Source organism: Acinetobacter sp. YH12095 (assembly GCF_013419245.1).
GTDB lineage: Bacteria > Pseudomonadota > Gammaproteobacteria > Pseudomonadales > Moraxellaceae > Acinetobacter > Acinetobacter towneri.
This window is the reverse complement of the sequence record NZ_VPAL01000002.1, coordinates 1-12,599: the sequence shown is the minus strand read 5'-3', so window position 1 is coordinate 12,599 and position 12,599 is coordinate 1. Positions and strand designations below refer to the sequence as shown.

The following is a 12,599-nucleotide window of genomic DNA, read 5'->3' as shown; positions in this document are numbered from 1 at the left end:
TCAGTATTCATAGCCATTGTTGATTGACCATTGCTGCAATTTGCCATAATAGATTTCATCGTTGAACAGTAGGTCTGCTTTAGAGGCAGCATTACTTTCTTCAGTTGGGCAGAAACCATCATCACAATCGGCATCGACAACCCAGCAACCACGAACGAACAATACTTTATTGCCTTCTTGCTCCAGTTGTTTCTGAACGCGATCAATCGCTTCATGTAAGTCATCTGCGCCTAAATATGCGGTCAAATACGCATAAGAGCCTGTTTCATCGGATGCTTTGCGGAACTCGACACCCACACAAAATAAATGTTTTTTCATTCTTGGCTCCTTGTCATCTTATACAACTAAGCTAATCTTTAATTTGGTCTAGGTCTAGTGCTTTTTCTTACACTTAACAATACGTTACCTATTCACAATACTGCAGTTCAAAGTAAAAACCTAGTATCCAAATATTAGACTTAAGCCATAATCGCTGTATAAATGAGGTAGAACGCAACACCAATAACTGTCGTAGCAAATACCTTTTGTACAGTATTGCTATTCATGCGATGTACCAAAGTACGTCCAAGTAACATCCCGACAATACATGCCAGAACAAAGGTGATGGTGACTGCCATTGGGTACTGAAAGCCATCTAAAACGTGTGCTGAAATACTCACGCCACCAATCAGGAAAATAATCATCAAAGAGGTTGCGACGATACTGCGCATATCCAAATCGGTAAATTTACGCAATAACGGCACAATAATAAAACCACCGCCCACACCCAACAAACCCGTCAATAAGCCTGCAATTACACCCACACCACCAAGCAAAGACGCCGTTTTAACATTCCAAATTAAGCGTCCTGTGTTTTGGTTTACCTTACACGGTGGATTAGTTTGGTCGTTGACCTTATTAAAGAAAATACGATACGCCACAATAAACATGACCAGACTGAACGCCAGTGTTAACCACATGGGCGGCACAATACCTGCCAAATGCACCCCATAACGCGCAGATGGAATACTGATTAGGGCAATCCACAATGCAGCACGATAACGTACAATACGTTTGAACAAGCCTTCAACTGTGCCAACCAAAGCCGCCAAAGTGACTGCCAATAAACCGACAGGTGCAGCCTGCGCCACAGTCCAGCCCTGACTTGCCATAAGTGCAGGAACGGCAAGAATACCGCCCCCTGCCCCTGTCAAACCCAGCAAAGTACCAATCGCCAAGCCTTCTAGGATTAACATCCACATGCGTATTTCCCCCTATTCCATCACTATGTTGTGCTGTGCAAACATCACTTGCCACAAACTTTGTTGGCAGGCAAAGCCACATCAATATGTTTTGGATAAGGCAGGTTTAAATTCTGCATGAGGGTAATAAATTCCGCTTTGGTACGTCCTTGTCCTAAACGCGAGTTATTGCGTTTTTCCTGCCCAACGGTAGAAGATAAACGCCCTTTATAGTCATGCCCTGGATACACCAAAGTGTCATCAGGTAAGCTAAAAATTTGTAGATGAATGCTGTCATATAAAGTCGCTGGGTTGCCTTCCTGAAAGTCAGTACGACCACAACCATCAATTAACAACGCATCGCCAGTGAATACCATGCCATTGACCACATAGCTGGTACAGGCGTTGGTATGACCCGGGGTATAACGTGCTTCAATCAATAATTCACCCACACGAATGGCGCTGCCATCGGTAATGAAAATATCGCCACACACCACACCTGAATTACGATGTAATACAGTTTTACAACCAAAACGTGTTCTGAGTTCGTTGGCAGCAGTAATATGGTCAGCGTGTACGTGCGTATCTAAGCTATACACCAATTGCAAATCATGCTGTTCTAGAAAAGCAGCATATTGCTCAACCTCTGAAATTACAGGGTCAATCAGCACCGCTTCACGGGTTTGTTCAGATGCCAATAAGTAAGTATAGGTCGAGCTGTCAGCTTCAAAAAATTGATGAAAGATCATGAGATATACACCAAGTTTTATATTTTGTTATTCTTAATTTTGCAAATATAATGCCAACTTAATCTCTTTTAAATATATTAATAAAATACAATATATTAAGAAATATTATTTAATTTAGGTCATATTCCATGTTTCACATCTGTTGCATTTTGTGTTTCAATTGAATCAATAATGAAACAAAAGATGAAACATCATGAATGCGATACATGACTTTGAACAACAAGCCAGTCTTGAAAGCTTTTTGTTTCATTTACAACAACTTTGTCCAGACAGTTTGCTCTATGTTTATGACGACATTGCTCAAACATGGATTTATGAATATGCACAAGATGCTTCTGTTTCTGCAGCTACGGGTAAAACATTAAAAAACCAATTATTGAAATTAAAACTACAATCACAATCAGCATCACAACCACAGACAGGTCTGCTGCAACTCCCGAATAGTGCTAAGGCATGGCACTACCACAGCTTAAATATTCGTGTCCATACAGCCGATTTCACAGGATGTTTATTCTTTCTGCAGCCTAGCGTTGCAACAGTGTCATCACAAACACTCACCCCATCTGCCCAAGCACAAAATAGTTTGGCGGAGTTTTTCCATAGTGATTCGCCACAAATGCAGCATATGTATTCCATTATTGAACGGGTAGCGATTACTGAGTTTCCTGTTTTGGTGCGTGGTGAATCTGGTAGTGGTAAAGAGTTGGTGGCGCAAGCAGTACATGCACGCAGCCAACGGCATGCACAAGTCTTTATTGCGATTAACTGCGCGGCTTTAAATGCCAATATTTTAGAAAGTGAATTGTTTGGGCATGTGAAAGGTGCATTTACAGGGGCAATTCGTGAGCATAAAGGTGTGTTTGAACGTGCTGCAGGTGGTACTTTATTTTTAGATGAAATTGCAGAAATTCCACTGGAACTGCAAGCCAAATTATTACGAGTATTAGAAACGGGCGAATTCACCCCTTTGGGCGGTGAAAAAGCGATTAAATCGAATGTCAGAATTATTACCGCAACCCATCGCGCTTTACGTGAAGAAGCGCGTTTAGGCAGATTTCGCCAAGATTTACTTTATCGTTTACGGGTGATTCCAATTTTTGTGCCACCACTACGTGAACGTAAACAAGATATCCCTAAAATTGCAGCATTTATTTTGCAACAACAAGCCCAGTTTCAGGTCACGCCACATTTGACCGAGCAAGCACTGAAGGTATTAATCAATTACGACTGGCCAGGCAACGTGCGTGAATTAAAGAATACCTTGCTGTATGCATTGACCATGTCAGCAGGTAAAACGGAAATTGATCAACACGATTTACCCGATGAAATTGTGCATGCTAGTTTGAAACTCGCCACAGCTACCCCAACGCCACAACCTATTGAGCTGCCCATCAAAACCAACAATAAAGTAGATAAAGACACACTGCAGGATTTACTGGAAAAATATCAGGGGCAAACTGAATTGGTGGCACAAGCCTTGGGCATTAGCCGAACCACCTTATGGCGTTATCGAAAAAAATATCATTTATGAGGCGGAAGTTTGCTGAATAAAGGACGCTTTGCTTTGATCTGCATATTCATAAATGGTGTCTAAATCTTTTTGAATGGCAGCTGCGACTCGGCTAGGCATCAACTGATTCAGTTTGACAAAGACTTTTTCAGGATAACCGACCTGATAGGATTGACGGTCTGTTTGTAAAAATTGATACAGTTCTTGTGCCACAAATTCAGGTGAATCCACTTTTGTACCCATTTTGATATTCATTTCAATCACATCGGGATTGTTCATACTGGTATTGGTCGCGCGTGGGGAGAAATATCTAAAACGAATGGCAGTCTGACAATACTCTCGCGCCAACGCTTCAGTTGCACCACGCAAGGCAAACTTACTGGCGCAATAACTCACATAGCCAGGATAGCCGATGCTGCCAAAAGTCGAGCCAATATTGATGATCTGACTCGGCTGACTGTCCGACATATATGGAATCACATCCTGAATCAGTTGCAGCGGATAAGCCACATTGACCAACATCATTTGCTCAATGGTATCCTGTGATTGCTGCGCAAACAGACGAAAATCATTCATGCCTGCATTGTTAATATAGTAATGAATCGGATGTTTTAATGCGGCAAGTGCCTGAATAAAATCATGACGACTGCTGGCATCAATTAAATCACAACGCAGACTGTGTAATTGCAACTGAGGATACTGCTGCGCCAGACTTTGCTCTAGTTGTTGCAAGGTGTCTTGCTTACGCCCAACCAAAATTAAGTTTAAGCCTTTTTCAGCAAAATGATGCGCAATCGCATGACCAATCCCGCCTGTTGCCCCGAAAATCACCGCAGTTAAATTTGACATAAAAGATACTCTCAATTTTAAGATATTCGATACAACTCAATTATAAAAATGCAGGATTCAGTCCCAAGCCCATACAAATATAGAGTTTACGATCTTCTAATGGCACCAATATTTCACGTCTGCCATGCATAAAGCGCTTGTTATCAATGAGCACCACATCACCATCTTGCCAGTCAATTTCTGAGGTTTCACGCTCGCATCGCTCTGCCAATTCTTCCAATAATTCTGCTTGGATTTCGCTGCCATCGGCAAAGTAAAAACGCTGCTTTTCGTAATTATAAGAAGGCCCCAACAAGGTGTTGGCAAAGGCAGGCACAGCTTTTAAATTGTCATGGCGAATCATCGGCATGCTTAAATCGTACTGTACGCCTTCATCATGCGCAGGGCGAATCCGTTGTCTAGGAATCATCTCAATAAAATGAGCGAGTTCCTGCTGCCCGACCTGTACGGCATCGGCAATATTGAGTGCTGTCGCCACATACTTTTGCCACATCGCTTTGGGTAAGTAACGGCTGATGGTCATCGGTTCAGCAAATTTCTGCTTCAGTGTGTCAGGCAGTTTTTGCCATACCTCATGTCCATCACATAAAGTAGTCTGCGAACCACGCGAAGCACTTTTTTCACTAAAAAAAGCAATAATATCAGGCGGCATTGGGGTTGAACCATTTTCTATATGCAGTCCCATTGCCTGCGTACCTGCATCTACTTTTTGCGATTGTCGGGTCACATTTTCACGTGCAGGGTCATAGGTCAGCTTTTGGCAAATATTGCTCATCAGCCCACTAAACGCATTCACATCATAATGTTCATTTCTAAGTAAAACCCAACCGTGCTCCACCAAACGATCTTTAATTTGTTGTGGGGAATGTTTGAATTGCTGTTGTGCAATATTCATGTGATTTCTCTCTATCTCTATTGATGACTGACAGGTTGATGTCTATCTGTGAAACATCTCCAAGATCAGCCATTAAATACGTTGTAGGATGTGCCAAAGCTGTCTGATACTGTTGCTGAATGACTGCTCTACGCAATTTTCCGTTATCGGTTAACATCTGATTATTTAAAGAAAAAGGTTGTTCAGCACGTCACCAGTGTTTAATTTGGGCATAATCAGGCATACGGGTATTGGCACGATAAATCGCGGCTGCCAATTGCGCATCTGAACGATGTTCCTCGGCATAAATCACTGCAGATAATGACGGCTGCGCTTCACCAAACACGGCAATCTGTTGAATTTCAGGCTCACTCAAACTGTTCGATTCAACCCATTCTGGTGAAATATTGCGCCCAAAACTGCTGACAATAATTTGCTTGATACGCCCCGTGATATATAAATAGCCATCTTCATCAAAATAACCTGCATCGCCTGTGTGAATATCGGCTGATACCGCATCCTGCTCACGCCCAAGTTCATGCATATATCCCAACATGGCATTGCCCTTGACCACCACTTCTTGATTGGCAGCAATTTCGACTTGAACATGCGGTAATACGCGGCCAACACTGCCAATTCTGCGAGCTTCAGGCAGGTTTAAACTCACGACCGATGCACATTCAGACAGACCATAACCTTCATAAACAGGTAAATTGAATTGCTGACACTGCTTGAGTAAATCTGCAGACACCTTGCCACCACCCACGGCAATAAACTTCAAAGTGCGCAAGCCCAAATCGCCGTGTTGATGGATATATTCCACAATCGCTTTGAGCATTTGTGGCAATAAAATCACGCTTTCAATATGATATTGCTGCACGGCATCGACAAAGCGTGAAACATCAAACTCATGGTTGGACAGCAAACCAAACTGACTGACTTCAGCCACCACCACTGCACGCCCCATGTGAAAAGGCACATACACGCCTGCGATATTTTCAAGCAATGTTGCAAATGGAATTAGACACAAATGCCGCCCAAGCTGGCTGCTTTGCAATGCCTGACTTAAAGAGTACGTAATTGAATTAATGGTGGCTTCTGCCAAACACACACCTTTGGGAGTACCCGTACTGCCCGAGGTATAAGTAATTTTTGTAGGCTGCTCAGCAGAATTTGGGGATAAATGCGGTTGTGCTGTTTCAACGCTTAGACGAAACAACTGCCCTTGATATAAATCTGATGGTGGCAAAACCTGTGCCTGAACTGCATCAATCATCTCCAACAAAGCTTCTGGAATAGCAGTATTTCCAATAGCCGAGTTAACATTGGACGGAGTATCGCTTTGTGCAGTATCCGTCAAAATACACAGCAACTCGGCTTGGCTGTCTTGCAGTAAATGTTGCACTTGTGCAGCAGTAAAAAATAAAGGCACAGGAATGACTGTCATTGCAGCTTTACGTGCGGCTAAATCGACCACAATCCAATCGGCCTGGTTCACACCCCACAACGCCAAACGCTGTACTTGATAAGTTGCCAATTCTGCACTGAGCAACTCAACCCGTTGCTGTAATGTGGCATAACTCAGTGTGGTTTGTGCCGTCACAATTGCTTCACGCTCAGGGTCTGTTTGGGCATAGTGATTCAGGTTTTCAAACAACTCATTCATCTTTCAATTTCCGCCTTTCTGCATAACCTTTGGCATAAAAACAATATTGCTGTTGCGTGACCGCCAACGCTGCTGCAACGTCAATCGCCAGTACATAAGGCTTCTGTTGGTAATAACTGCCCCATTGATGCTGTGCATCGCCCAAGGCTTCGGGGTTGGCTTTTTCTAGCACCTGAAAATGCAGTCCCATTTGCTGTAACACATAGCGCACTGCTGCTGTTCCTGTGCAAACTGCCCACGACACATTGTTCTGCGATAAATGAAACACCAAAAAAGCCACCATCAATTTGGCTTTGCTCATGTCTTGCGCTGCTAAGTTGCCAATTTCAACAATCTGCGCGCGCGTTACAGGCACTTGGCTCAATTGGGTTAAAATGGTTTCAATGGGTGCATCTAAATACTGTTCCAAAAAGGCTTGGTTCGCGCCCAATGGTTGCATGCCAATCACCACTTGCATGTCGTGGTTTACATAGCCTGCAAACAAGGTATCTGAAAAAGTATTTATGGATGCCTGATGGACTTTTTGGTATTTATCTCGAATAAAATGCTCTAATGCCAAGCGTTGTTCGCTAGCATCTCGGGTCACAGTTGTCACATTTAAATGTTGTGCTGTTGTGTGTGCTTGAATCACCGAGGCATAGCTGTGTAATACATCTAAATGTGGCTGTTCTAGGTTCAACTGTTTTGGGTTCGTTTGTGGTTTATACGGCTGCGCTACAGATGCATACCCGTTGAATTGTTTTTTATTTTTTTGCTGATGAAAATTCGCATCCAGAAAATGCGTTTGACTGGATGATTGAGCATCAAAATTAAATTTGATCATGTGCATCACATTGGATAGAAAATAACTCAATGCTCAAGATAGAAATCTAAACTTAAAGAAAACTTAAGTCGCTACAAACTGTCACAATTCATAAAGTTGTTTATGCACACAAAAAAGGAGCTGATCACTCAACTCCTTATATGTCTAAAACAATAAACTAATCAAAATAAACAGTCATCCAATTAGGCAAAACACAATTGTTCGCGCCCTACCTTAGATTTTAATAGGCATAAGACGCAATTGCCGTTGCAATTGGTTTATCTTCATCATTGACCATCGTCATGCGCATGGTGCAGCCTTTACGCCCTAAACGTAAAGTTTCCGCACGGGCAATAAAATACTTACCGCGTCCCGGTGCTAAGTAATCCACCCGCATATCTACCGTAGCCAAACGGGTGACTTTTTTTATGGTATCGGGCAAGTCGTCAGGTTCAGTTCTTTTATATAACTCACCCATCGCCACAATACCGCCCACACTGTCCAAAATGGTTGCAGCAACACCACCATGTAAAATTTGGAAAGCCACGTTGCCCACCATATACGGTTGCATCTCAATATAGGCTTCAATTTGACCATCGACCACACGCATGCTCATGCCATTGTGTTGAAAAAATGGCGATCCATTAAATGCATTGACCAATTGTCTTAGCACGACATCAATATCGACTTTCGCGCCTAAATGTATATTCCCAGTCCAATTTTTCTCTGCATTACTCATAACGTGCCCAAAAGTCCAAACAACTCAATTTACCAACAATAAAAACAGCCAATGTATGCCCAAATGAAATTTAAGGGGCTACAATAGTCGTCTAGTTTAATACTGATCAGTGAGATTTTTATGACCTATACGTTCAATCGTCCTGCATTTCCTGCCACTCGTATGCGTCGTATCCGTAAAAATGATCAATTACGCGCCATGGTTCGCGAAACTCACTTAACCACAGATCACTTGATTTATCCTGTATTTGTTTTACCGGGACAAAATCAAACCCAAGATATTCCAAGCATGCCCAATATTCAGCGTTTATCGGCAGACTTATTACTCAAAAAAGCCGAGCGTTTAATGCAGCTGGGTGTGTCTAAACTGGCATTGTTTCCAGTCACGCCACAAGAAGATAAAAGCCTGACCGCAGAAGCAGCATGGCGTGAAGATGGCTTGGTGCAAAACACGCTACGCCTGCTGAAAAAAGAATTACCAGAGATGGTACTTATTACCGATGGCGCACTCGACCCGTACACTACTCATGGTCAAGATGGCATTATTGATGACACAGGCTATGTACTGAATGATGAAACCGTTGAATGTCTAATTAAACAGGCTTTAAGCCATGCCGAAGCGGGTGCAGATGTGGTTGCGCCAAGTGACATGATGGATGGCCGTATTGGTGCGATTCGTCAGGCGTTGGAAAGCAACGGGCACATCTATACCTCTATCATGGCTTATTCAGCCAAATACGCCTCTAGCTTTTACGGCCCATTCCGTGATGCAGTCGGTTCTGCCAGCAACCTCAAAGGCGGCAACAAATACAATTATCAAATGGATATTGGCAACCGCGCCGAAGCCTTGCATGAAATTGCACTGGATATTCAAGAAGGTGCAGACATGGTGATTGTAAAACCAGGTATGCCTTATTTAGACATCGTACGTGAAGTGAAAGATAACTTTGGTGTGCCAACCTTTGTCTATCAAGTGAGTGGTGAATACGCCATGCTTGCTGCCGCGATTCAAAATGGCTGGTTGTCGGACAGTGTGATTATTGAATCGCTAATGAGTTGCCGCCGTGCAGGTGCAGATGGTATTTGGACATATTTTGCCGAAGAAGCAGCACTCAAACTTAAAGATATGGCATAAACAGGCGACTTTCATGCACATCGCAATCATTGGTGCAGGCATCAGCGGTTTGTTGTCTGCACTCGAACTGGTAGAGCAGGGCTGCTCTATCAGTATTTTTGATCAACAACAAGCAGCACAAGCGGCATCATGGGCAGGTGGTGGAATTCTTTCTCCCATGTATCCGTGGCGTTATCCTCAAGCGGTCAATGACTTAGCCCAATTTGCCAAACCGCAGTACCAAGCATGGAATGAAAAACTCAAACCTATTACAGGCATTGATTTTGAAATCCATGAAACAGGCATGTTGATTTTTGATGAAGATGATTTTGAGATTGGTATAAATTATGCCGAACGTCATCATGAACCGATGCAGCAAGCTGAATGTCTGAATCGGGAACAGCTCGAACAAATTAACCCGCATATCCACCCCAAATTTAAACAAGCCCTGTATTTCTCACAACTTGCCAATGTGCGCAATCCGCGTTTATTACAATCGCTCACGCAATATTTGAAACAACATCCGCGCGTGCGATTTTTTGAACACTGCCCAATTCAGCAATTTCAGATCACTGAAGATCGTATTCAAGCCATTCAATCTGCCGATGGTCGCTTGCATCGTGCAGATCATATCGTGCTTGCGACAGGTGCATGGTCACAGCACTGGGCGGCACAACTGGGTTTAGAGATTCCTGTACAGCCTGTACAAGGGCAAATTGTGTTATTTAAAACCCCTGCACAATGGTTGCCAAGCATGTGCATGAACAAGGTGATGTACTTGATTCCACGTCAAGATGGGCATGTGCTATGCGGTTCCAGTATGCGTCACGTTGGTTTTGACACCACACCAAACCCGCAAACCCAACAAGATATTTTAACGGCTTGTTTTGAAATGGTGCCTGAATTGGCACAGTTCCCCATTGTGAAGCAATGGGCTGGTTTACGTCCAGGCTCGCCTACAGGTGTGCCGTATATCGGCAAAGTGCCAAGCCTAAATAATGTATGGATGAATTTCGGACACTTCCGTAATGGCTTATGTATGGGCACTGCTTCAGCGCAGTTATTAAGACAGCTCATGCTTGGGCAAGAAACGATTGTTGATCCTGCCGCTTATGATCCAAAGCAGTTACAGCCCACCTCAATCTGTGCATAACACTCAGCATCATCCTCTGTTTAAGTAGAGGATGATGCACCCAGACAAGCCGCTAGCGCCTGTTCAAGTTTTGGATATTGAAAGCAATAGCCTGCTTGTTCTAACGCTTGTGGTTTAACATATTGCCCATTCAGCACCAATTGCGATTGCTCGCCCAATAACCAACGCAAGACAAAAGCAGGTAACACCAAAAATGGACGACGTTTTAAAAGCCGAGCTGCGGTTTCGGCAAAGTCTTGCTGACTGGTTTTTTCAGGTGCAACCACATTCAAAATTTTGGCGTCTACAGGTTGCATCATTAACCAGTGAATGGCCTGTAAAACATCTTGTATATGCACCCATGCAACAGGCTGCCGTCCATGCCCAATCCGCCCGACGGCATTTAAACGAATTGGTAATAACATTTGCGGTAAAATGCCGCCACCGCGTCCAAACACCACACCCAAACGCATAATTTTAGTATTTTGCTGGCTAAAGCTTAAAGCAGCTTGTTCCCATTGCTGACACAGTTGCGACATAAAAATATCTTGTGCTGTACTGTGCTCGGTACACAATGTAGACCATTGTTCCTGCGGGTCAATTCCGTAATACCCCACAGCCGAGCCTGAAATAATACACTTGGGGAAAATACGGCGCTTTTCAAGATATTGATATAAGTACAGTGTGGTCTGAACTCGACTATCGAGCAATTTTTGTTTGCGTTCTGCTGTCCATCTGCCCTGTCCAATACTTTCTCCCGCCAAATTAATCACATAATCAATTTGGTCGGTGTCGAGTTCATCTAACTGCTGAATCCAGCGTAATTGTGGATGTTTGGATACTCGATTGGGCTGTCGGGTTAGCCCCACCACCCGATAATCCTGTTGCAATAAAAATGGCAACAATTGTAAACCAATAAAACCACTTGCCCCTGTTACCAGTACCAAAGGTTTATGCATCTTCCAATCTCAGCATGATGAAAAATATAGTTTTAGCTATACGAGATTTAGACTGAATGTTCAAGTCTGAGCAAATCATCATCACATAACTGATCATGTATATTTGAAGAAAATCAGATATTAACAACTTCTTTTATCAGCCAAACATTTTAACTGCCATACGCTGTGCCTGTTTACCATAAAACCAATAGGTCAGCAGATACAATGGAATTGCGATCAACAAGAACATGATCACCACCACACTCATAAATTGTGGCTGTTGCAAATACTGTAAAAAATCTTGCCAAATGCTTGGGTTTTGGCGAGAAAATATCGCCAAACCTAATAATAAAAACGCCAAGTTATAGCCCCAAAAAATCAGGCTAAATCCTAAAGTAAATGTCTTGCGTTCCTTGTCATTCGGCGCACGGCGTTGTTGTTTTAAAAACTTATACAGCACTAAAATCATGGCAACCAAATAAGGCACCGCAGTTAAAATCCCGCCTACACCCGCAGGTAATAATGCAGCCAATACGCCACAAATACAGGTCATCACAAAGCAATACAAGAAAAACCAGATAAAATAACGGCTTAGCGATACCATAAAGATGACTCAGACAAAAGATTCAGCCTAGTATAAAAAAAATTGATTTTTTTTTCATGAAATTGTCAACCGAATACAAAAGCCTGACGTTATATAGGCTACAAGGTCACAACAACCGTTAATGTGTATGGCATCCACAATATTTTCGGTGACCTGACTAAAGCAATAAATCGCATACAGTCATGCTTTGAACAGCAGCCAAAGCTTTACTGTATCGCAAGTTTTTCTTTGACCGACGATTTCATCATCACTCGAATCGTCGGTCTTTATTTTTTAGGTGGTGTTTCAAAAAGTATGCTGAAACAAAGCAGGTTGAATTTTGATAAAATAGAGAAATGCGAATAACTCTAGAAATCAAATGTCCAACCTGCCTCAGTGACAGTATAAAGAAAAATGGCATCAA

At 42.8% G+C, this 12,599-nt stretch carries 13 protein-coding genes; 3 read left to right on the top strand and 10 right to left on the bottom strand.

All coding sequences use genetic code 11. The features are described 5' to 3' along the window. The 3 genes from FTU35_RS01745 to FTU35_RS01735 all read right to left on the bottom strand — a co-directional run bounded on the left by FTU35_RS01745 (position 1) and on the right by FTU35_RS01735 (position 1,969). Positions 1-318, bottom strand: a complete 318-nt coding sequence (locus tag FTU35_RS01745; protein WP_004975369.1) for a hypothetical protein — start codon at positions 316-318, stop codon at positions 1-3. A 140-nt stretch (positions 319-458) separates the two neighbouring features. Next, entirely contained in the window at positions 459-1,241 is a 783-nt protein-coding gene (locus tag FTU35_RS01740) for a sulfite exporter TauE/SafE family protein (RefSeq protein ID WP_104852390.1), read from the bottom strand. Positions 1,242-1,285: 44 nt separating this feature from the next. After that, positions 1,286-1,969: an MBL fold metallo-hydrolase gene (locus FTU35_RS01735; protein ID WP_004975362.1), complete on the bottom strand. Its 684-nt coding sequence runs from the start codon at positions 1,967-1,969 to the stop codon at positions 1,286-1,288. Between the two features lie 193 nt (positions 1,970-2,162). On the opposite strand from FTU35_RS01735, the gene FTU35_RS01730 reads away from it, so the two are divergent. Next, positions 2,163-3,500 carry a sigma-54-dependent Fis family transcriptional regulator gene (locus FTU35_RS01730; RefSeq protein ID WP_096902278.1) on the top strand — a complete coding sequence of 446 codons (1,338 nt, stop codon included), beginning with the start codon at positions 2,163-2,165 and terminating at the stop codon, positions 3,498-3,500. Here the strand turns inward: FTU35_RS01730 and FTU35_RS01725 are convergent. The 5 genes from FTU35_RS01725 to FTU35_RS01705 all read right to left on the bottom strand — a co-directional run bounded on the left by FTU35_RS01725 (position 3,495) and on the right by FTU35_RS01705 (position 8,409). Continuing rightward, on the bottom strand, positions 3,495-4,328 hold the full coding sequence (locus tag FTU35_RS01725; protein WP_180064442.1) for an SDR family oxidoreductase: 834 nt from the start codon (positions 4,326-4,328) through the stop codon (positions 3,495-3,497). The genes FTU35_RS01730 and FTU35_RS01725 overlap by 6 nt on opposite strands. A gap of 40 nt (positions 4,329-4,368) precedes the next feature. Then, positions 4,369-5,223, bottom strand: coding sequence for a TauD/TfdA family dioxygenase (locus tag FTU35_RS01720; RefSeq protein WP_180061206.1), 855 nt, complete (start codon positions 5,221-5,223; stop codon positions 4,369-4,371). A gap of 190 nt (positions 5,224-5,413) precedes the next feature. After that, positions 5,414-6,868: an AMP-binding protein gene (locus FTU35_RS01715; RefSeq protein ID WP_257224281.1), complete on the bottom strand. Its 1,455-nt coding sequence runs from the start codon at positions 6,866-6,868 to the stop codon at positions 5,414-5,416. Beyond that, positions 6,861-7,691 (bottom strand): thermostable hemolysin, encoded by an 831-nt coding sequence (locus tag FTU35_RS01710; RefSeq protein ID WP_180064441.1) that lies wholly within the window; start codon positions 7,689-7,691, stop codon positions 6,861-6,863. Before FTU35_RS01710 ends, FTU35_RS01715 begins: the two co-directional genes overlap by 8 nt. Before the next feature lie 220 nt (positions 7,692-7,911). After that, positions 7,912-8,409 (bottom strand): thioesterase family protein, encoded by a 498-nt coding sequence (locus tag FTU35_RS01705; protein ID WP_096902274.1) that lies wholly within the window; start codon positions 8,407-8,409, stop codon positions 7,912-7,914. Between the two features lie 120 nt (positions 8,410-8,529). Here FTU35_RS01705 and hemB point away from each other — a divergent pair, with 120 nt between their 5' ends. Beyond that, positions 8,530-9,543 (top strand): porphobilinogen synthase, encoded by a 1,014-nt coding sequence (gene hemB / locus FTU35_RS01700; RefSeq protein ID WP_004975342.1) that lies wholly within the window; start codon positions 8,530-8,532, stop codon positions 9,541-9,543. A 13-nt stretch (positions 9,544-9,556) separates the two neighbouring features. After that, positions 9,557-10,675 carry a glycine oxidase ThiO gene (gene thiO, locus FTU35_RS01695; protein WP_004975341.1) on the top strand — a complete coding sequence of 373 codons (1,119 nt, stop codon included), beginning with the start codon at positions 9,557-9,559 and terminating at the stop codon, positions 10,673-10,675. 20 nt (positions 10,676-10,695) lie between these two features. Here thiO and FTU35_RS01690 read toward each other — a convergent pair whose 3' ends face one another. Then, positions 10,696-11,613: a TIGR01777 family oxidoreductase gene (locus FTU35_RS01690; protein WP_179996021.1), complete on the bottom strand. Its 918-nt coding sequence runs from the start codon at positions 11,611-11,613 to the stop codon at positions 10,696-10,698. Between the two features lie 136 nt (positions 11,614-11,749). Next, entirely contained in the window at positions 11,750-12,196 is a 447-nt protein-coding gene (locus FTU35_RS01685; protein ID WP_004975337.1) for an ABZJ_00895 family protein, read from the bottom strand. Between the last annotated feature and the right edge of the window lie 403 nt (positions 12,197-12,599).

Bases quoted from the DNA above. Each gene is read 5' to 3' on its own strand.
- FTU35_RS01745 (WP_004975369.1), bottom strand. From the start codon at position 318: ATGAAAAAACATTTATTTTGTGTGGGTGTCGAGTTCCGCAAAGCATCC.
- FTU35_RS01740 (WP_104852390.1), bottom strand. From the start codon at position 1,241: ATGTGGATGTTAATCCTAGAAGGCTTGGCGATTGGTACTTTGCTGGGT.
- FTU35_RS01735 (WP_004975362.1), bottom strand. From the start codon at position 1,969: ATGATCTTTCATCAATTTTTTGAAGCTGACAGCTCGACCTATACTTAC.
- FTU35_RS01730 (WP_096902278.1), top strand. From the start codon at position 2,163: ATGAATGCGATACATGACTTTGAACAACAAGCCAGTCTTGAAAGCTTT.
- FTU35_RS01725 (WP_180064442.1), bottom strand. From the start codon at position 4,328: ATGTCAAATTTAACTGCGGTGATTTTCGGGGCAACAGGCGGGATTGGT.
- FTU35_RS01720 (WP_180061206.1), bottom strand. From the start codon at position 5,223: ATGAATATTGCACAACAGCAATTCAAACATTCCCCACAACAAATTAAA.
- FTU35_RS01715 (WP_257224281.1), bottom strand. From the start codon at position 6,868: ATGAATGAGTTGTTTGAAAACCTGAATCACTATGCCCAAACAGACCCT.
- FTU35_RS01710 (WP_180064441.1), bottom strand. From the start codon at position 7,691: ATGATCAAATTTAATTTTGATGCTCAATCATCCAGTCAAACGCATTTT.
- FTU35_RS01705 (WP_096902274.1), bottom strand. From the start codon at position 8,409: ATGAGTAATGCAGAGAAAAATTGGACTGGGAATATACATTTAGGCGCG.
- hemB (WP_004975342.1), top strand. From the start codon at position 8,530: ATGACCTATACGTTCAATCGTCCTGCATTTCCTGCCACTCGTATGCGT.
- thiO (WP_004975341.1), top strand. From the start codon at position 9,557: ATGCACATCGCAATCATTGGTGCAGGCATCAGCGGTTTGTTGTCTGCA.
- FTU35_RS01690 (WP_179996021.1), bottom strand. From the start codon at position 11,613: ATGCATAAACCTTTGGTACTGGTAACAGGGGCAAGTGGTTTTATTGGT.
- FTU35_RS01685 (WP_004975337.1), bottom strand. From the start codon at position 12,196: ATGGTATCGCTAAGCCGTTATTTTATCTGGTTTTTCTTGTATTGCTTT.